The sequence below is a fragment of the Sphingomonas sp. DC4900 genome, assembly GCF_049896485.1.
GTDB lineage: Bacteria > Pseudomonadota > Alphaproteobacteria > Sphingomonadales > Sphingomonadaceae > Sphingomonas > Sphingomonas aquatilis.
The window spans coordinates 201,476-221,418 of record NZ_JAFCUK010000001.1 but is presented as its reverse complement, the minus strand read 5'-3'; the positions used below and the strand labels follow the sequence as shown (position 1 = coordinate 221,418).

General features: G+C 68.5%; 16 protein-coding genes and 1 tRNA gene. 7 read left to right on the top strand and 10 right to left on the bottom strand.

From position 1 onward, the window contains the following. Positions 1–72 precede the first annotated feature (72 nt). The 4 genes from ACP690_RS01090 to gluQRS form a co-directional block, all read right to left on the bottom strand. Entirely contained in the window at positions 73–1,407 is a 1,335-nt protein-coding gene (locus ACP690_RS01090; RefSeq protein WP_294213785.1) for a NupC/NupG family nucleoside CNT transporter, read from the bottom strand. 584 nt (positions 1,408–1,991) lie between these two features. Further along, positions 1,992–2,540 carry a cob(I)yrinic acid a,c-diamide adenosyltransferase gene (locus tag ACP690_RS01085; protein WP_147037443.1) on the bottom strand — a complete coding sequence of 183 codons (549 nt, stop codon included), beginning with the start codon at positions 2,538–2,540 and terminating at the stop codon, positions 1,992–1,994. A gap of 18 nt (positions 2,541–2,558) precedes the next feature. Then, entirely contained in the window at positions 2,559–2,789 is a 231-nt protein-coding gene (locus tag ACP690_RS01080) for a twin transmembrane helix small protein (RefSeq protein ID WP_017980400.1), read from the bottom strand. Between the two features lie 9 nt (positions 2,790–2,798). Further along, on the bottom strand, positions 2,799–3,692 hold the full coding sequence (gene gluQRS / locus ACP690_RS01075; RefSeq protein WP_426259870.1) for a tRNA glutamyl-Q(34) synthetase GluQRS: 894 nt from the start codon (positions 3,690–3,692) through the stop codon (positions 2,799–2,801). A 116-nt stretch (positions 3,693–3,808) separates the two neighbouring features. On the opposite strand from gluQRS, the gene ACP690_RS01070 reads away from it, so the two are divergent. From ACP690_RS01070 to ppc, 3 genes are all read left to right on the top strand, one after another. Next, positions 3,809–4,375: an HNH endonuclease gene (locus tag ACP690_RS01070; RefSeq protein WP_017980402.1), complete on the top strand. Its 567-nt coding sequence runs from the start codon at positions 3,809–3,811 to the stop codon at positions 4,373–4,375. Positions 4,376–4,403: 28 nt separating this feature from the next. Next, complete coding sequence (locus ACP690_RS01065; RefSeq protein WP_017980403.1) at positions 4,404–4,859, top strand: hypothetical protein; 456 nt, start codon at positions 4,404–4,406, stop codon at positions 4,857–4,859. A gap of 323 nt (positions 4,860–5,182) precedes the next feature. Further along, entirely contained in the window at positions 5,183–7,867 is a 2,685-nt protein-coding gene (ppc, locus tag ACP690_RS01060) for a phosphoenolpyruvate carboxylase (protein WP_426259869.1), read from the top strand. Between the two features lie 1,334 nt (positions 7,868–9,201). Here the strand turns inward: ppc and ACP690_RS01055 are convergent. Genes ACP690_RS01055 through ACP690_RS01045 form a run of 3 tightly spaced genes read right to left on the bottom strand, consistent with a single transcriptional unit; the run spans position 9,202 to position 12,235 of the window. After that, a complete protein-coding gene (locus tag ACP690_RS01055; RefSeq protein ID WP_426259868.1) occupies positions 9,202–9,600 on the bottom strand; it encodes an acyl-CoA thioesterase in 399 nt (132 codons plus the stop codon). Next, positions 9,597–10,163, bottom strand: coding sequence for a DedA family protein (locus ACP690_RS01050; protein ID WP_426260017.1), 567 nt, complete (start codon positions 10,161–10,163; stop codon positions 9,597–9,599). Before ACP690_RS01050 ends, ACP690_RS01055 begins: the two co-directional genes overlap by 4 nt. Beyond that, positions 10,160–12,235, bottom strand: a complete 2,076-nt coding sequence (locus ACP690_RS01045) for a S9 family peptidase (protein WP_426260016.1) — start codon at positions 12,233–12,235, stop codon at positions 10,160–10,162. The genes ACP690_RS01050 and ACP690_RS01045 overlap by 4 nt, the downstream gene beginning before the upstream one ends. Before the next feature lie 186 nt (positions 12,236–12,421). On the opposite strand from ACP690_RS01045, the gene ACP690_RS01040 reads away from it, so the two are divergent. Continuing rightward, positions 12,422–13,351 carry a DUF808 domain-containing protein gene (locus ACP690_RS01040; protein WP_426259867.1) on the top strand — a complete coding sequence of 310 codons (930 nt, stop codon included), beginning with the start codon at positions 12,422–12,424 and terminating at the stop codon, positions 13,349–13,351. A 152-nt stretch (positions 13,352–13,503) separates the two neighbouring features. Further along, positions 13,504–15,306: an aminopeptidase P family protein gene (locus ACP690_RS01035; protein WP_426259866.1), complete on the top strand. Its 1,803-nt coding sequence runs from the start codon at positions 13,504–13,506 to the stop codon at positions 15,304–15,306. On the opposite strand, the gene ACP690_RS01030 is transcribed toward ACP690_RS01035, so the two are convergent. After that, entirely contained in the window at positions 15,303–15,458 is a 156-nt protein-coding gene (locus ACP690_RS01030; protein ID WP_244057170.1) for a hypothetical protein, read from the bottom strand. The two genes, ACP690_RS01035 and ACP690_RS01030, sit on opposite strands and share 4 nt — an antisense overlap. 95 nt (positions 15,459–15,553) lie before the next feature. On the opposite strand from ACP690_RS01030, the gene ACP690_RS01025 reads away from it, so the two are divergent. Further along, positions 15,554–15,628 (top strand) — tRNA-Thr (locus tag ACP690_RS01025). A gap of 226 nt (positions 15,629–15,854) precedes the next feature. Here the strand turns inward: ACP690_RS01025 and ACP690_RS01020 are convergent. Next, positions 15,855–16,415 (bottom strand): hypothetical protein, encoded by a 561-nt coding sequence (locus ACP690_RS01020; protein ID WP_426255504.1) that lies wholly within the window; start codon positions 16,413–16,415, stop codon positions 15,855–15,857. 327 nt (positions 16,416–16,742) lie between these two features. Here ACP690_RS01020 and ACP690_RS01015 point away from each other — a divergent pair, with 327 nt between their 5' ends. Then, positions 16,743–18,014 carry a dicarboxylate/amino acid:cation symporter gene (locus tag ACP690_RS01015; protein ID WP_017980418.1) on the top strand — a complete coding sequence of 424 codons (1,272 nt, stop codon included), beginning with the start codon at positions 16,743–16,745 and terminating at the stop codon, positions 18,012–18,014. Positions 18,015–18,147: 133 nt separating this feature from the next. Here the strand turns inward: ACP690_RS01015 and ACP690_RS01010 are convergent, their stop codons facing one another. Next, positions 18,148–19,929, bottom strand: a complete 1,782-nt coding sequence (locus tag ACP690_RS01010) for an AcrB/AcrD/AcrF family protein (protein WP_426259865.1) — start codon at positions 19,927–19,929, stop codon at positions 18,148–18,150. Positions 19,930–19,943 lie beyond the last annotated feature (14 nt).

Here is a 19,943-nt window from a genome sequence, read left to right as displayed (position 1 = left end):
CCCCTCCCGGCCACCCATCAGGATACCGTATGGGTGGTCGGGAGGGGGAGCGGGCCGGTCATAATGTCCGCCTTAGCCGATCAGCAGGCCGGCGAGCGCCGCCGACATGAGGTTGGCGAGGCTGCCCGCGGCGAGCGCGCGCAGGCCGAGCTTGGCGATCATCGGGCGCTGGTTGGGGGCGAGGCTGCCCGTCACCGCCATCTGGATCGCGATCGACGAGAAATTGGCGAAGCCGCACAGCGCGAAGGTGACGACGGCGATGGTGCGCGGGCTAAGCTGCGCGGCCTGCTTGCCGAGATCGATATAGGCGACGAATTCGTTGAGCACGATCTTCTCGCCGAACAGGCCGCCGGCGATCCCCGCCTCGTTCCAGGGCACGTTGAGCAGGAACATGACCGGCTGGAAGAGATAGCCGAGCAGCGCCTGGAAGCTTAAGCCCGGCAGGCCGACCATATTGCCGAACCCGCCGAGCAGGCCGTTGGCCAGCGCGACCAGCGCGACGAAGGCGAGCACCATCGCACCGACCGCGACGGCGAGCCGTACGCCGGTCTGCGCACCCTGCGCCGCCGCCATGATGAGGTTGGCGGGCTTTTCCTCGTCGTGCGTCGCTTCGGGCAGCGGCTCGCCCGGCGTGCCTTCCGGCAGCAGCGCGGCGGGGCCGGCGCCGCTGATGCGGTGGTCGGCGAGTGCGATCACGCGATTTTCGTCGGGCACGTCGCCCAGCGGCAGCTCGCCTTCGGGCGGCATGGAGCGATCGGGCATGATGATCTTGGCCATCAGGATGCCGCCCGGCGCGGCCATGAAGCTGGCGGCGAGGAGATATTCGATGCGGATACCCATCGAGGCATAGGCCGCAAGGATCGTGCCCGCGACGCCTGCCATGCCGCTGGTCATCACCGTGAACAGCTGCGGCGGGGTGAGGCCGGCGAGATAGGGGCGGATCACCAGCGGCGATTCGGACTGGCCGACGAAGATGTTGGCCGCGGCACACAAGGATTCGACCTTCGACGTGCCGATCACCTTTTCGATCGCGCCGCCGACCCAGCGCACCACGACCTGCATGACGCCGAGATAATAGAGGATCGAGACGAGGCTGGCGAAGAAGATGATGACCGGCAGCGCCGCGATCGCGAAGCTCTGGCCGCCGATATCGGGGCTGGCGAGCTTGCCGAACAGAAACTCCGTGCCCCGCTGCGAATAGCCGAGCAGCGCCGACACGCCCGCCGACGCCCCCGCGAGCGCCGCACGACCCGGCCCCCAGTAGAGCACGATCGTCGCGATCGCCGCCTGCAACGCGAACGCCGCACCGACGACGCGCAGCCGGATCGCCTTGCGGTCGGTGGACAGCGCGAAGGCGATGCCGAGGATGACGAGGATGCCGGCAACGCCGATCAGAATACGGTTCATGGTGTTTCCGCGAGGATAGGGAAAAGCCGCGGCCCCCCGGCAGCGACGGGGCAGCATACACGCGCTTTTTGTCGAGGAAAGTGAGGATTGAAGCGCGGTGCCCCGGTGGGCCGCGGCGATGGCGCGAATCGGGGTTTGCGCGGGAGGGGGCGCGCGGAAGTGGACGAAGTGGACGGTACGTATTCGTCGGAAGCGAGGGGTCCGCGGCGCCCGTCGCGCAGCGGCGGGGCGAAGGGCGGACGGGTCATGACGAGGGTGTAGCAGATGGGGGGCGTGTAGGACAGGGCGGTGGGGGGGGGGCTTCGTGGGTCCTATGGCGCGTTACCTTGCCGCACCCACCCCGTCACCCCGGACTTGGTCCGGGGTCCACCGAGCCGCGAGGGGGCGGCAAGAGGCTCCGGCCATCCCCCTCGCCGCGGAGTGGACCTCGGAACGAGTCCGGGGTGACGGGGTGTTTGGGGTATGCCTTGGCGCGTTATCGCAGCGTTAGGGAGCGGCTGTGGCTTTGGGCGGGCACGGTTTGCGGGGGATTCCGGCCCTCGCCGGATGACGATGGGTGACGAACGAGACGCCCCCACCCCGCCCTATCGGCTGGCGCCGGGCTTCCACAGGACGTCGCCCTCGCCGGCGCCGTTCACCACACGGGTAGCGACGAAGAGCCAGTCCGACAGGCGGTTGAGATAGGCGAGAGCCTGTGTCGCCTCGCTGCCCATCGTCACGACGCTACGTTCCGCGCGGCGGACGATCGCGCGTGCGAGGTGCAGTGCCGCGGCGGCGGGGGTGCCGCCGGGCAGGATGAAGCTGGTGAGCGGGGACAGGCCCTCGTTCATCGCATCGATCTCCGCCTCCAGCCGCGCGACCTGGGCGGGCACGATGCGCAGCGCGCCCTCGATCCCCATCGGCGTGGCGATATCCGCGCCGAGATCGAACAGGTCGTTCTGGATGACGAGCAATCGGTCCGCGGGCGCCGCGCCCTGCAATGCGGCGATCGCGACGCCGATCGCGCTGTTCGCCTCGTCGACGTCGCCGATCGCCTGCATCACCGCGGCGGCCTTCGACACGCGCGATCCGTCGACGAGGCCCGTCGTGCCCGCGTCGCCGGTGCGCGTGTAGATGCGGTTCAGCTTGACCATAGTGCGGGCGTCAGCGGCTCAGGTTCGGCCGCCGACGAACAGGATGACGACGATGATGAGGATTGCCAGCGCCTGAAAGAAGACGCGCATCTGCATCATCTTGTTCGATTTGAGCGAGGCCGCGGATGGCCCTTCGCCATTGCGGACCTGGGCGTGACTATCCTGGAGGAAGGCGATGACGCCCCGCACCAGCGCGACCACCGTCGCCAGCATCGCCGCGATCAGCAGAATGACGAGGAAGGTGTTCATGCGACATACTTAAGCATCGCGCGCGGCAAAGCCAATGGGAAGCCGCCCGGCGCGCAAGCGCTCGGCGAGGGCGCGTCCGTCCTCGCCCGCCTGCCGCAGATCGGCGAGCGAAGGCGCGCCGTTGCGCTTGGCGAGCCGCGTGCCGTCCGGGCCGGTCAGCAGCGGGTGGTGGCGATAGAGCGGCGTCGGCAGGTCGAGCAGCGCCTGCAGCAGCCGGTGGACGTCGGTCGCCGGGTAGAGATCGACGCCGCGGACGACGTCGGTGACGCCCTGGGCGGCATCGTCCACGGTCACCGCGAGGTGATAGCTCGCGGGCGCGTCCTTGCGCGCAAGCACCACGTCACCGAACGCCGCCGGATCGGCGGTGCGATCGCCCGCGTCACTGTCGTGCCAGTGAAGCGGACCGGTGCGGGCCAGCGCCGGCTCCATACGCAGCCGCCAGGCGTGCGGCTCGCCTGCCGCGATCCGCGCTGCCGCCACGGCCGGGTCGAGATGCCGGCAGAGACCGGGATAGACCGGTCCGTCCGGGCCGTGGTGCGGCGCGCTGGCGCTCTCCGCAATCTCGCGCGCGATATCGGCGCGGGTGCAGAAACACGGGTAGAGCAGCCCCGCCGCGCGCAGCCGAGCGAGCGCCGCGTCGTACGGCGCCAACCGCTGCGACTGGCGGACCACCGGGCCGTCCCACGACAGACCCAGCCAGGCGAGATCGTCGAGTATGCCGGCGACGAATGGCTCGCGGCTGCGCGTCCCGTCGATATCCTCGATCCGCAGCAGGAAGCGGCCATGCGCGGCGCGGGCATGGTCGTGTGCCTGGATCGCCGCATAGGCATGGCCTAGGTGCAGCAGGCCCGTGGGGCTGGGGGCGAAGCGCGTGACCACGATGCCGGCACCGGGGACGCTCATGCCGCGTGGCCCCGCCGGCCACCGCAAGCCGCTTGACCGCACCCAAGGGCGCGTGCTGTCATACCCCCGTCACTCTCGTGGGCGACATGGCCCATGGGTAACCCGTGGGAGGAGCCGTGTTTCATCCCGATCTGATCCGCCATCCCGACAATTGCCCCGCGTTGGTGCTCAACGCGGACTATACGCCTTTGTCCTATTATCCCTTGAGCGTCTGGCCGTGGCAGACCGCAGTCAAGGCGGTGTTCCTCGACCGGGTCGACATCGTCGCGCATTACGAGCGTGAGGTGCGCAGCCCGAATGCGGCGATCAAGCTGCCGTCGGTCATCGCGCTCAAACAATATGTGCGCCCCTCCGCCTTTCCCGCCTTTACCCGCTTCAACCTGTTCCTGCGCGATCGCTTCGCCTGTCAATATTGCGGGGTCAGCCGCGACCTGACGTTCGACCATGTCGTGCCGCGCGCGCAAGGGGGCCGGACGACGTGGGAGAATGTCGTCACCGCCTGTGCGCCGTGCAACCTCAAGAAGGGCGGGCGCACGCCGAAGCAAGCGGGCATGCCACTGTATGTCGAGCCGATCCGCCCGACCAACTGGCACCTTCAGGAACATGGCCGCGCCTTTCCGCCCAACTATCTGCACGACACGTGGCACGACTGGCTCTACTGGGATGTTGAGCTGGAAGCATAAGCGGAGACGATAGTTGCAGCGACACGGAATGACGGCATCGCTGGTCCTTGCGGTGGCCCTGCTGAGCGCATGCGGCAAGAAGAGCGAGGAGAAAGCGGCGCAGGCGGATGCGGTCGCCAATGCGGCAGGCTTTGTGCCGCCCGCCGTGACCAGCCGCGTCGATTTCTCGACCGCGATGGACCAGCGCTTCCGCAGCCTGGACCGCAACGGCGACGACCGCATCGACGCGACCGAGCTGCCGCGCCAGAACAGCCGCCTGATGGGGCTGGACCGCAACAAGGACGGCGTGATCAGCCAGATCGAATGGAGCGAGGGCACGATGCGCCGCTTCGACCAGATGGACCTCAACCACGACGGCACGGTGACGTCGGAAGAGGAAAGCGAATGGCGCGCCGCCCGCGACGCCGGCCGAGCCCCGCCGGCGCAGCCGACCACGCCGGTGCTGGGCGATACGCTGAGCAACCAGGGGACGCGGGCGCAATAGGGGATTTCGTCGCGACGCGCGTCGCTGACCTCCCCCTCCGTCAGCTGCGCTGACACCTCCCCCTGGCGGGGGAGGACTGACGATATTCCTCCCCCGCCAGGGGGAGGTGGCGCGCCGCAGGCGTGACGGAGGGGGAGGTCAGCGACGTCCTTCGGGCCGCATGGCAATCGCGAGAGGCTCAAGCCCCCCCCTTGCGGCTCGGTGGACCCCGGAACGAGTCCGGGGTGACGAGGAATTTGCGGCAAAGGCTCCGCATCTCTCCTTTTGCCCCGCAAACCCCAAGCCCGGTTGACCCGGTCCCTGCCGCAGCGCAGCATGCGGGCATGGCCACTATCGACCCCGCTTCGCTTCCGCCGATTGCCAACAACCCCGACGTGCGCTTCCTGGGCGCGAAGCTCGGCGACGTCATTCGCGCCTATGGCGGCGAGGCGCTGTTCGAGGCGACCGAGGCGATCCGGCGGGCGTCGGTGGAGCGTCATCGCGGCACCGGCGACGGCGATGCGGTGCATCGCCACCTGCAGGACCTGGGCCTCGACGAGACGCTCGATTTCGTCCGCGGATTCATGCTCTTCTCGATGCTCGCCAACCTCGCCGAAGATCGGCAGGGCATCGCCGCCGAACAGGGGGCGGATGTCGCCGCGGCGCTCGCGACGTTGCAGGCGGAGGGGATCGACCGCGCCGAGGTGCAGCGACTGCTCGCCCATGCGCTGATCGTGCCGGTGCTGACCGCCCACCCCACCGAGGTGCGGCGCAAGAGCATGATCGACCACAAGAACCGCATCGCCGAGCTGATGGCGCTGAAGGATGCGGCCCGCAGCGAGACGCCCGACGGCGATCTGGTCGACGATGCGATCACCCGCCAGATCGCGCTGCTGTGGCAGACGCGCGTGCTGCGCCGCGAGCGACTGTACGTCACCGACGAGGTCGAGACGGCGCTGAGCTACATGCGGGACGTGTTCCTGCCCGCCCTCCCCGCGCTGTACCAGCGCTGGGACCGCGCGTTCGGGGAGCGCGTGCCGAGCTTCGTAAAGCCCGGCAGCTGGATCGGCGGCGACCGCGACGGCAATCCCTTCGTCACCGCCGATTCGCTGCGCACAGCCTTGTCGCGCGCGGCGGAGGCGGTGCTCGGCTTCTACCTCGACGCGGTGCATGCGCTGGGCGCGGAGCTGTCGATCTCGACCGAACATGCCGCGGTGGACGACGCGGTGCTCGCGCTGGCCGAGGCGAGCGGCGATACCGCCGCCAGCCGCAGCGACGAACCCTATCGCCGTGCGCTGTCGGGCATCTATGCACGCCTCGCCGCGACGCACGAGGCACTGACCGGCAAGCCCGCCGCGCGCCCCGGCCGGCTGACCGGCGAGCCCTATCCCGACCCGCAGGCGTTCCGCGCCGACCTCGCCGCGATCGCGCATGCGCTGGCGAGCGCCGGGGCGCTCAAGACCGGCGGCGCGCTCGGCCGGCTGATCCGCGCGGTGGAGACGTTCGGCTTCCACTTGGCGACGCTCGACCTGCGCCAGAACAGCGCGGTGCATGAACGCGTCGTCGCCGAACTGCTGAAGACCGCAGGCGTCGAAGACGATTATCTCAGCCTCGACGAGGCGGCACGCGTCGCGCTGCTGCGCCGCGAGCTGGCGCATGCCCGGCCGCTCGCCAGCCGCTTCACCACCTATTCGGACGAGACGCAGTCCGAATTGCAGATCGTGCTTGCCGCGGCGGAGGCGCATGCGACCTACGGTCCCGCGTGCATCACCAATTATATCGTGTCGATGGCGCAGTCGGTGTCCGACCTGCTCGAGATCAACCTGCTGCTGAAGGAAGTTGGCCTGTATCGCGGTGGCGAAGAGCCGTCGGCGGCGATCATGGCGGTGCCGCTGTTCGAGACGGTCGGCGATCTGGAGGCCGCGCCCGGCATCATGACCGACTGGTTCGCGCTGCCCGAGATCGCGCACATCGCGGCGAAGCGCGGCCATCAGGAAGTGATGATCGGCTATTCGGACAGCAACAAGGACGGCGGCTACCTGACCTCGACGTGGCAGCTGTCCAAGGCGTCGACCGCGCTCAAGCCCGTGTTCGAGGCGGCGGGGGTCGGCATGCAGCTGTTCCACGGTCGCGGCGGCGCGGTGGGACGTGGCGGTGGCAGCGCCTTTGCGGCGATCCGCGCGCAACCGCCCGGCACGGTGCAGGGCCGCATCCGCATCACCGAACAGGGTGAGGTGATCGCGGCGAAATACGGGACGCGCGACAGCGCGATGACCAATCTAGAGGCGATCGCTTCGGCGACCTTGCTTGCCAGCCTGGAGCCCGAGCGGCTGTCGAACGCGCAGAATGCGGACTTCACCGGCGCGATGGACGCGCTGTCCGACACCGCGTTCCACGCCTATCGCGACCTCGTGTACGGGACGGACGGCTTCCGCACCTTCTTCCGCCAGATGACACCGATCGGCGAGATCGCGGGGCTGAAGATCGGCAGCCGCCCGGCGAGCCGCAAGAAGAGCGACGCGATCGAGGATCTGCGCGCCATCCCCTGGGTGTTCAGCTGGGCGCAGGCGCGCACGATGCTGCCCGGCTGGTACGGCGTGGGGCAGGCGATCGCGGCGTTCGAAGACAAGGCGCTGCTGCGCGACATGGCGCAGGGGTGGCCGCTGTTCGCCGCGACGCTCGCCAATATGGAGATGGTGCTGGCGAAGTCCGACATCGCCATCGCCGGCCATTATGCCGAACTGGTCGAGGACAAGGCCCTGCGCGACGGCATCTTCACCCGCATCCGCGACGCCTGGCATCTGACGCACGACGGGCTGCTCGACGTGACGGGGCAGACGCGGCTGCTGGACAAGCACCCGGCGCTCGATGCCTCGATCCGGCTGCGGCTGCCGTATATCGAGCCGCTCAATTTCCTGCAGATCGAACTGATGAAGCGCCACCGCGCGGGCGAGGACGATCCGCGCATCGGCGAAGGCATCCTGCTGTCGATCAACGCGATCGCGACGGCGCTGCGGAATAGTGGGTGAGACGGCGCGCGTCATGCCCTGAGGGCGTCCATAGCCGACGCGGCGGCGGCGCGCCAAGGCACGCCAGACACACCCCGTCACCCCGGACTTGGTCCGGGATCCACTCCGCGGCGAGGGGGACGGCTGGAGGCTCTGGCCACCCCCTGGCGGCCCGGTGGACCCCAGCCTGCGCTGGGGTGACGCACGTTTGTGGAGGGCGGATCAGCTGGCCAGGAACGGCGCCGCCACCTCCGGCCGCACGCGCCTCAGTCGCCCGCAGCCGACGCTGAGGCGGCGCGCCAAGGCTCGCCAGACACACTCCGTCACCCCGGACTTGTTCCGGGGTCCACTCCGCGGCGAGGGGGACGGCTGGAGGCTCTGGCCACCCCCGGGCGGCCCGGTGGACCCCAGCCTGCGCTGGGGTGACGCACGTTTGTGGAGGGCGGATCAGCTGGCCAGAAACGGCGCTGCCACGTCCGGCCGGACGCGCATCAGGCGGCCGGTGGCGCGTTCCAGCGCTGCGGAATAGTGGGTGATGTGAGTCCTCCCCCGCCAGGGGGAGGTGGCCGCCGTAGGCGGTCGGAGGGGGAGGATACGGCGACCGAACGATATGCGGAAACGCCCCCTCCACCACCGCCTGCGGCGGCGGTCCCCCTCCCCCGCTGAAGCGAGGGAGGAATTACGGTAGAAACGGCGCCGCCACCTCCGGCTGGACGCGCCTCAGTCGCCCGCAGCCCCCGCTGAGGCGACGCGCCAAGGCACGCCAGGCACACCCCGTCACCCCGGACTTGGTCCGGGGTCCACTCCGCGGCGAGGGGAATGGCTGGAGGCTCTGGCCACCCCCTGGCGGCCCGGTGGACCCCAGCCTGCGCTGGGGTGACGTAAGTTTGTGGAGGGCGGATCACTTGGCCAGAAACGGCGCCGCCACCTCGGGTCGCACGCGCATCAGGCGGCCGGTTACGCGTTCCAGCGCTGCGGAATAGTGGGTGATGCAAGTCCTCCCCCGCCAGGGGGAGGTGGCCGCCGCAGGCGGTCGGAGGGGGAGGATACGGCGAACGGACCGTATGCGGAAACGCCCCCTCCACCACCGCCTGCGGCGGCGGTCCCCCTCCCCCGCTGAAGCGAGGGAGGACTTACGGTAGAAACGGCGCCGCCACCTCGGGTCGCACGCGCATCAGGCGGCCGCAGCCGACGCTGAGGCGGCGCGCCAAGGCTCGCCAGACACACCCCGTCACCCCGGACTTGGTCCGGAGTCGACTCCGCGGCGAGGGGGACGGCTGGAGGCTCTGGCCACCCCCTGGCGGCCCGGTGGACCCCAGCCTGCGCTGGGGTGACGAAAGTTTGTGGAGGGCGGATCAGTTGGCCAGGAACGGCGCTGCCACGTCCGCCCGGACGCGCATCAGGCGGCCGGTGGCGCGTTCCAGCAGGGCCCAGGTCGTGACCGCCTCCACCTTCACCTTGCCGTCGGCGCCGGTGAAGCGGACGTGGCGGTCGAAGCGGGCGCCCTTGGGGGGTTCGGGGACCCAGGTTTCGCCGGTCACCGTCTCGCCTGCGACGACATTGCCGCGATAGTCGATTTCGTGGCGGGTCACGACCCAGACCATCGTTTCGCGATGCTCTGCCGGCGCCACCGCGTCCCAATGGGCGACGGCGATGTCCTGGATCCAGCGCACCCACACGGCATTGTTGACGTGGCCGAGTTCGTCGATGTCCTCCGCCGCGGCGGTGATCGTCATCGTGAAGCGCGCGCTCATGCCCGTCGGCTCCGCCACCAGCGGAAGGCGGCGAAGGCGCCGCCCAGCAGCACCGCCGCGCCCGCGACCCACAGCCATTGCCGCCCGTGCGGGCGGTAGCGGCCGAGCAGTTCGGCGATTCCCGTGCCGAACACATAGCCGAGGCTGGTGAACAGCGCCCCCCACACGGCCGCGGCGACCGCGTTGATCCACAGGAACTGGCGCGTGCGGACATGCGTGGTGCCGATCGCGATCGGACTGACGGTGCGCAGGCCGTACAGGAAGCGGAAGGCGAAAATGAAGCCGACCGGATAGCGCTCCAGCGTCGTCAACGCCTTGGCGAAGGCGGGCTTTTTCTGCGCATGCTGCACCCAGCGGTGCGAGCGGAAGCGCCGCCCCGCCGCGAAGAACAATTGGTCGGCGACGAACGACCCGCACGCCGCCGCGATCATCGCGCCGGGCAGCGACAGCATGCCTTCATGCGCGAACAGGCCGCCGGCGAGCACCATCGTCTCGCCTTCGATCCCCGCGCCCAGAAAAACGGCGGCCAAGCCGTATTCGGCGATCAGTGTCTCGATGCTCAGCCGCTTATTCCCATCTGCCCCAATCCTAACTGCCAAAGTACGAAGGCATGTTCCTCCGCGGCCTCGCGTAACGATTCGAAGCGGCCGGATTTCCCGCCATGCCCTGCCCCCATGTTGGTTTTTAGCAGCAGCACATTGTCATCGGTCTTCGTGGAACGCAGCTTGGCCGCCCATTTCGCCGGTTCCCAATAGGTGACGCGGGGATCGTTCAATCCGCCCGAGATGAACATCGGCGGGTAATCCTGCGTCGTAACATTGTCGTAGGGGCTGTAGCTGCGGATCAGGTCGAACGCCGCCTTGTCCTCGATCGGATTGCCCCATTCCGGCCATTCGCCCGGCGTCAGCGGCAGATCGGCGTCGAGCATGGTGTTGAGCACGTCGACGAACGGCACGTCGGCGATCACCGCGCCCCACAGATCGGGATCGCTATTGACGATCGCGCCCATCAGCTCGCCGCCCGCCGAGCGGCCCGCGGTGGCGATGCGGCCGGCGCTGGTCCACCCCTGCTCGATCAGCCCCTTGGCGACGTCGACGAAGTCGTTGAACGTATTGGTGCGCTTTTCGAGCTTGCCGTCGTGATACCATTGCTGGCCGAGGTCGTCGCCGCCGCGGATATGCGCGATGGCATACGCGAAGCCGCGGTCGAGCAGGCTGAGGCGCCCGGTCGAAAAGCCCGGCGGGATCGCATAGCCGTAGGCGCCATAGGCGTAGAGGAACAGCGGCTGCGACCCGTCACGCTGGAAGCCCGCCGGATAGACGATCGATACGGGCACCTGCGTGCCGTCGCGGACCGTGATCTTCAGCCGTTCGGTGCGATAGCCGGCGGCGTCATAGCCTGCAGGAATCTCCTGCACCTTCAGGACGGTAAGGCCGCCGGTGGCGACGTCATAGTCATAGACCGTCCCCGGCGTGACCATCGATTCATAGCCCAGCCGCAGCGTCGCGACGTCATATTCCGGATTGTCGCCCAGGCCCGCGGCATAGCTCGCCTCCGGGAAGGTGATCGGCTGGGGCACGGTCGGCGCGTCGTAGCGGTGGATGGCGATCTGATCGAGGCCGTCGCGGCGCCCTTCGACGACGAAGAAGTCCCGATAGCATTCGACCCCGGTCATGTAGAAATGCGGATCGGCCGGGATCAGCTCGTGCCAGTCGCCGGGCGCGTCGAGGCTGGCGGTACACAGCCGCCACATCGGATCGGTGTCGTTGGTGTGGATGAAGAGCGTGCCGTCGTGCGCGTCGACGTCATACTCGCGGCCCTCCTTGCGGGGGGCGATCAGAATCGGCGTGGCGAAGGGATCGTTGGCGGGCAGCAGCCGGACTTCGCTGGTGACGTGATCGCCGGTGCCAATGACGATCCACTGCCGATCGCTCGTCTCGGCGACGGCGACACGATAGCCTTCGTCATCCTCGTGGAACAGCTCGACGTCGTCCGCGACCGCCGTGCCGAGCCGGTGGAAGCGTGCATTGTCGGTGCGCCACTGGTCGTTGGCGACGCCGTACAGGAAGCCCGTATCGTCGGCGGTCCAGACGATCTCGGACAGCATGCCGGGGATGACCTCGGGCAGATGCTCGCCGGTGGAGAGGTCCTTTACGCGCACCTCGAACCGCTCGGCGCCGCTGTCGTCGATCGCATAGGCGAGCAGCCGCCCGTTGTTGCTGATCGCGAAGGCGCCGAGGCGGAAATAGTCCTTGCCCTCGGCAAGGGCGGGCTCGTCGAGCAGCAGTTCGTCCGGCCCGCCGGCGACGGGCTTGCGCCACCATTTGCGATACTGGCCGCCGGTCTCGAAGGCGGTCCAGTAGAGCCAGTCGCCGTCCTTTTGCGGGACCGAGGATTCGTCCTCCTTGATGCGCGCCTTCATCTCTTCGTACAGCGTGTCGACCAGCGGCTGGTGCGGCGCCATGACGGCTTCGAAATAGGCGTTCTCGGCTTCGAGATAGGCGAGGACGTCGGGGTCGGTGACCTCGGGATAGTTGGGGTCCTTCAGCCAGGCATAGGGGTCGTCGATCGTCACGCCGTGCGTGGTGAAGCTGTGGGGGCGGCGCTCGGCGACGGGGGGCGTGGGGTCGGTCATCGCCTTGCTGTAGAACAGGATGGCGGGTGATGGGAACGCCATCCTCTTCGTCACCCCGGACTTGGTCCGGGGTGACGGGGGCGTGTGGCGACCGGCCCGCTCCAGCAACACGCCAGCAACACGACCGCAGTTGAACCCGTGCGCGCGCGCCGCCATGCACATCGCGGATAACACAGGGGAACACACATGGCCGGCGGACTGGTCGCACTGCTCGACGATATCGCGGCGATGGCGAAGCTTGCCGCCGCCAGCCTGGACGATGTCGCGGGCGCGGCGGGCAAGGCGGGGGCGAAGGCGGCGGGCGTAGTGATCGACGATACCGCGGTGACGCCGACCTATGTCGTCGGCCTCAGCCCCGCGCGCGAGCTGCCGATCATCTGGAAGATCGCCAAGGGCTCCCTGCGCAACAAGCTGCTGTTCCTGCTGCCCGCGGCGCTGATCCTGAGCGCACTGGCGCCCTGGGCGATCACGCCGATCCTGATGGCGGGCGGTGCCTTCCTGTGTTTCGAGGCGGCGGAGAAGATCCTCGGCGCGCTGACCGGCCACGGCCATGGCGACGAGGCCGCGGCCGCCACCTCGCCGGAAGAGCTGGAGAACCGGCAGGTCTCGAGCGCGATCCGTACCGACCTGATCCTGTCGGGCGAGATCATGGCGATCGCGCTTGCCGAACTCGCCGATCAGAGCCTCGTCAATCAGGCGATCGCGCTGGCGCTCGTCGCGGTGGCGATCACCGCGGGCGTCTATGGCCTCGTCGCGCTGATCGTGAAGATGGACGATATCGGTCTGCACCTCGCCCGCAGGCCGGGATCGGGCAGCCAGGCGCTGGGCCGCGGCCTCGTCGCGGCGATGCCGCGCGTGCTGTCGGCGCTGTCGATCATCGGCACCGCGGCGATGGTGTGGGTCGGCGGCGGCATCATCGTCCATGGGATGGAAGCGTTCGGCTTCACCGCCATCCCGCATGTCATCCACCATGCCGCGGAGGTCCCTGCGGCGTCGTCCGGCGTGCTGTCCGGCGTCGTCGGCTGGCTGGTCGGCGCGATCGGATCGGGCATCGTCGGGATCGTCATCGGCGGCGTCATCGCCGGCGTGCTGCACCTGCTGCCCAAACGGCACTGATCCGCGCATCGCTGTTGGATCGCCACGAAGGGAAACTGTCCTACACGCTCCTGCCGTGCAAAGCGGGACCGACTCGGCTTGTGACGCTCCTGGTGCTAGAGTGAAAACACATGCCTGGGCGTGACTTTTGTGACTTTTGACGGACCCCTTTGATGACCCCTCATGCCAACCTCGCCGCCCTCCGCGCAGAGCTCGCCGCCCGCGGCCTCGACGGCTTCGTCGTGCCGCTGACCGACGAGCATATGAGCGAATATGTCGGCGCCTATGCGCAGCGGCTGGGCTGGCTGACCGGCTTCGGCGGATCGGCGGGCAGTGCAGTGGTACTGGCGGAGAAGGCCGCGATCTTCACCGACGGCCGCTATACGCTGCAAGTGCGCGAGCAGGTGTCGGCGGACGACTGGGCCTATGTGCCCGTGCCGCAGGAAAGCATCGCCGGCTGGCTCGCCGCCAATGCCAGCGAGGGAAGCCGTATCGGTTACGACCCGTGGCTGCACACCAGCGCCTGGGCGAAGGACACCGCCGCCGCGCTCGCCGACCGCGGCGTCACGCTGGTGCCGGTGGAGAGCAATCCGATCGACGCAGTGTGGACCGACCGCCCCGCCCCCTCGCCCGCCCGTATGACCGTCCACGCCGATACGCACGCGGGCCAGTCCTCCGCCGCCAAGCGCGCCGCGATCGCCGACTGGCTGGGCGCGCAGCGCGCCGATGCAGTGGTGCTGACCGCGCTCGATTCGATCGCCTGGGCGCTCAACGTGCGCGGCACCGATGTCGCACACACGCCGGTAGCACTCTCCTATGCGATCGTCGGCAGCGACGGGACGACCGACCTGTTCGTCGCGCCCGAGAAGGTCGACGATGCGGTGCGCCAGCATCTCGGCAATGCGGTGCGCATCCATGACCGCGACGCCTTCGCGCCCGCGCTGCGCGGCTATGCCGGCCAGCGCGTCGCCGCCGATCCCGAGCGCGCCGTCGCCGCGGTGTTCGACGCGCTGACCGCGGGCGGCGCCAAGGTGCTGGCGCTGCGCGACCCCGTCGTGCTCGCCAAGGCGCTGAAGAACCCCGCCGAGATCGCCGGCCATCGTGCCGCCAGCATCCGCGACGGCGCCGCGCTGAGCCGCTTCCTGCGCTGGATCGAGGCGGAGGCGCCCAAGGGCGGCCAGACCGAACTCTCCGCCGCGGCGCAGCTGCTCGCCTTCCGCGAAGCGACCGGCTGCCTGCTCGACACGTCGTTCGACACGATCTCGGCCACCGGTGCGCATGGCGCCAGCCCGCATTATCACGTCACCGAGGAATCGAACGCCCCGATCCTGCCCGGCCAGCTGTTCCTGATCGATTCGGGCGGGCAATATGCGGATGGCACCACCGACGTGACCCGCGTCGTGCCGGTCGGGCCGCCGACCGCGGAGATGCGCGACCGCTTCACCCGCGTGCTGAAGGGCCATATCGCCATCGCCACCGCGGTCTTCCCCGACGGGACCAGCGGCGCGCAGATCGACGCCTTCGCCCGCCGGCCATTATGGGAGGCGGGGCTCGATTTCGCGCACGGCACCGGCCACGGCATCGGCAGCTATCTGTCGGTGCATGAAGGGCCGCAGCGGATCGCGGCGCCCAATTACCCCGGCGGCGCCAGCCTGGAGCCGCTGCGCGCGGGCATGATGCTGTCGAACGAGCCGGGCTATTACAAGGCCGGCGAATACGGCATCCGGATCGAGAATCTGCTGCTGATCGTCCCCGCCGCCATCCCCGGCGGCGACCGCGAGCGGACGATGCTGCGCTTCGAAACGCTCACCTTCGCGCCGATCGAGCGGACGCTGATCGACCCGGCGCTGCTGACCCGCGACGAGCGCGACTGGCTGGACGCCTATCACGCCGACGTGGCGGCGCGGATCGGCCCCGAGCTCGACATTGCAGAGCGCGCGTGGCTCAATGCCAAGTGCGCGCCGATCTGCGGTTAATCGGCCGATCCGTCGGTCGGTGGCGGCGCCGGCGCGGGCGCGGTGCCGCGATCGGTGCCCGCCGCCACCGCGCGCGCCTGCGCCTTGCGCCGATGCAGGTTCGCGCGCAGCTGCGCGGCCAGCCGGGCGGCCCGTTCGTCGCTATTTGCCATGCCCGGACCCTAGCCCCGTCCGGTAACGCTTGACAATCCGCCCCCGGTCGTCTCTAGGCGCCCTTCCCGCGGCGAACGCCGGCGGAAAAACGAGTGCTGCCGTAGCTCAGTGGTAGAGCGCATCCTTGGTAAGGCTGAGGTCGTGAGTTCAATCCTCACCGGCAGCACCATTTTTTCAATGACTTAGCGGTTAAATCGCTCCTCCCCTCGGGGAGATAATGACCGGACAACGGTGGGATCGAAAGTCGGCTAAACGCTCGCGGCTTTGGAAAGCTCATCGTAGCGGGCGCACGCTACCATCGCGGCGTCGATGCTCCCCAATAAAGCGTGGCGCGTTGCAAGCATGACCCCGCCTAACCTTGAGTGTTATTGCCAACAATTCACAATTGGATAGCGTCATGCCCGAGGTGCCTTAATGTCGCCGACATACAGGTAAGGGCGGATGGCCGCGGTTATGGCGGTCATGAGGTTCACCACTATCCACCCCTTCTCGCTCACCGAGAGCGCCGCCGAACGATCACCTTGCCGGGCCTTAAGGCGCGTATCATCAACCGCAGCTGACGCGGCGATCAATTGGGCCACCAACTCGGAAATGGGGTGATCGAATAGCCACTGCGCGTCTCTTTGGCAGTCGTGCATACGCCAAAGCTGTTCAGGCTCGCCCGGGGGGTCGCCACGCAACAGGCGCTCCAACATCAATCTGGCTTCGGCATCGCGCTTACCAACAGCATCTGCGAGTTGATCAAGCCACGCCACCCGACGTTGCATCAGATCAAGGAACAACTTCCTCTCGGCGACACGCACTTGCTCGCGGGATGACATGCGGGAATACATCACCCCCAAGGCGGCAATGAGGGCCGGCCCCCACGCCGCCACTGGTAACTTAAACCAAGCGGTGGAGCCAACGATGGCGATGACCGCACCGGACAGTAGCAATTCCGGCAGCCAGCCTTTCATTCGGGCGGGTATGCTGGACGATTCGCTTTTCACCATGGGCCAATATAGCCATCTCCCCCAAGACAATGCCACGAGGGCTTTAGTCGTGAACAGCGCAACCTGATCCTCGGTCTGACGTGTTAAAATCTTTGGCAATCCTATCTCCCTAGGATCTTACCGCTGCGGCGGGGCAAAGCGCCCTTGAGATACCCACCAGATCGCGGTTGCTCCGCGATCGATCGGAGGCACCTAAACACGCAACCATGGGTTTCATGCCCCCGCGCTTTTCTTGCCTCCCCTTCGGCCGCGACGGGCCTACATCGGTGCGATGACACAGGAATTCGGCGCATGACCCGCCCATCGTTCGGCGTACAGGTCTTCATCGGCATGGCCCTTGGGCTCGTGCTGGGCTTCGTCGCCCGCAGCTATGACCTCACCGGCCTGGCCGACGCCTTGCGGATCGTCGGCGAGATGTTCGTCCAGCTGTTGAAGGCGCTGGTGGTGCCGCTGGTGTTCACCGCGATCGTCGCGTCGATCGCGGCGCTGCGCGACCTCAACAATGCGGCGAAGCTGGTGGCGAGCACGTTCATCTGGTTCGGCATCACCGCGCTGATCGCGGTGTCGATCGGGCTGACGCTGGGCATTGTGCTGCAACCGGGCGCGCATGCCGGGGTGAGCGCCGCCGCCGCGGTGCGGCCGGATACGGCAGGGTCGTGGCTCGATTTCCTGCGCGGGCTGGTGCCGGCGAACATCCTGGGGCTGGAAGCATCGACCGCGCTGAAGGACGGCGGCGCGAGCACGAAGCTGTCGTTCAACGTGCTCCAGCTGATCGTCGTCGCGATCGCGATCGGCGTCGCCGCGGTGCGCACGGGCGAGGCGGGCGCGCCGTTCCTGGCGTTCAACGCATCGGCGCTCGCGATCTTCCGGCGCATCCTGCGCTGGGTGGTGCGGCTGACCCCGATCGGGACGGGTGCGCTGCTGGGCAGTGCGATCGTCCGCTATGGCTGGCAGTCGCTGTCGGCGCTCGGCACGTTCGCCATCGCGGTCTATGTCGGCCTCGCGCTGGTGCTGTTCGTCGTCTACCCGCTGCTGCTGCTGGCGAACGGGATGAGCCCGCGGCGGTTCTTCGCCGCCGCCTGGCCGGCGATCCAGCTGGGCTTCGTCTCGCGCTCGTCGATCGCGACGCTGCCCGTTACCGAGCAGGTGGTCGAGCAAGGGCTGGGCGTGCCGCGCGGCTATGCCGCCTTTGCCGTGCCGTTCGCGGCGACGACCAAGATGGACGGATGCGCCGCCATCTATCCCGCGATCGCGGCGCTATTCGTCGCGCAATATTACGGCATCCCGTTGCACGGGACCGATTATCTGCTGATCGTCGCGGTATCGGTGCTGGGATCGGCGGCGACCGCGGGGCTGACCGGCGCGCTCGTGATGCTGACGCTGACGCTGTCGACGCTGGGTCTGCCGCTGGAGGGCGCGGGGCTGCTGCTGGCGATCGACCCGATCCTCGACATGGGCCGGACCGCGGTGAACGTCGCCGGCCAGGCGCTGGTGCCGGCGATCGTCGCCAAGCGCCAGCGGCTGAGCGAGGACCTGCCGGCGGGGGAGGCGCTCGCCGCCTAGGGGCGCGCCATTCGGGGCAGCGGAGAGGGCGGATAGGAGGCGCTTCGTAACAGGAGCGTTACCCTGACCTCCCCCTCCGTCATGCCTGCGGCATGCCACCTCCCCCTGGCGGGGGAGGAATGCCGGATGCCAGTCAGTCGACCTTGAACAGGCGGAGCGGCGACCCCTTGGGCAGCGGCAGCGGCGTCAGCCAGGTCGGCGTCTGGCCGTGGGCGAGCTGGTCGTAGAAGCCGCCGGGATCGCGCGCGCGGTAATTGGTCGATTCCGAATGGTTGGGGCAGACGAGCAGCATCGTCGCGCCGTGGCGGCGGATGATGGCATGCGCCTGATCCGCAGTCCCGCCGAACGCGTGCTGCACGTCGAGGATCGCGTCGCCGTTGCGGTGATAGGGCCCGGCGATGGCATCGTGGTGCGTCACGGTGATGAGCCGTGGCCCCAGGTCGACGAAGGTGAAGATCGTCTGCGCCGGATAGTGATCGAGCGCCTTCAGCACCGTGTAGCGGACGCAATTGCCCGTCGCGCCGTTGACCCGCTTGGTATAGGCGTTCGGGCGCGCGACCGGCAGGTATTTGATGATCAGCCCGGCGAACATCCCGCTGACCAACAGGAACGCCGCCACCGTGCCGCCGACGCGGACGGGCAGCGAACGGTGGTTGAGCAGCCACGGCAGGATGATCCAACCGAGCAGGGTGGCGCCCGGCACCGCGAGCATCTGCGCCGCCGGCCCGGCCCGCACCTGCCACAGCAGCATCAGCGTCGCGAAGACGACGAACAGCGCGACGGCGGTCCAGCCGATCAGCGCCGGCGTCCGCCGCGCGCGCCACGTCCCCCACAGCACGCCGATCGTCCCCACGATCGGCAGCGCCGCGATCGGGAAGGCGAGGCGGAAGGGGTGTTTGTAGATCGGCTTGGCTTCGCGGACGTTGTTCAGCCAGTTCTTCTCCAGCTCCGGCGATACGCCTTCGGGCCGGCCGAGACATTGCGGGAAGAAATGGACGAAGCCCGCGACGATCACGCCGCCCGCGACCACCGCCATCGCGATACGCAAGGCCCGCGATTCAGGGTTCGCCCATGCCATCAACAGCAACAGCGCGCCCGCCGCGACGCAGACGCTGAGCCACACCGGCGTCAGCGCGTCGCAGCGCATCGCGTAATTGGCATTGGAGGCGAAGGCCACGAAGCCCAGCGCCGCACCACCGCCCAGGCTGACCGCATAGGCCGCGAGCCGCCGCGCCTCGGCACGGTCCCACACCCAGCGCAACGCCAGGATCGCGCCAGCCATCGCGCAATAGGGCAGCATTTCCAGCCCGATCGACAGGCTGACCGCGCTCGCCAGGCCCACCATCAATCCGCCGCGGGTGTCGCGCTGGTCGCACAGGCCGGCAACGGTCAGGCTGAGCATCGCGAGCTGCCAGCCGTGATGGTCGATGCGTTCGGGCAGGAACATCAGCATCGTCGCGGCGGTGCCGAGCAGGAACACGATCGCCAGCGGCCAAGCCAGCGGATGGATCAGCCGCCGCACGGTGGCGCCGACGCCCAGCATCGTGATCGACAGCGGGATCAGCGGCGCGATGCCGCAGGCCAGCCGCTCCGCCCAGTAATTGCTGGTGAACAGGCGGAAAAACAGGATGAGGCCGGCGATCGGCAGATCGACGATGCGGCTCCAGTGAATATTGAAGCCGACGGGCGGATTGAGGCGATAGTTGGTGAGGTCGTACCAGCCCTGCCCCCCCAGCCAGGCGCGCACCTGCATCAGCCGCATATTGTCGTCGGTGTCGCCCAGCGACAGCCAGCGCACCATGTTCCAGTCGTTCCAGACGTACCAGGCCGCGACCGCCACCCAAGCGAGCAGCGTCAGCGCGATCCAGCGCCTGTCGAGCGTATCGGCCAGCCGACCGCGGGGGGGATTATACAAACTGGCGACCCTCG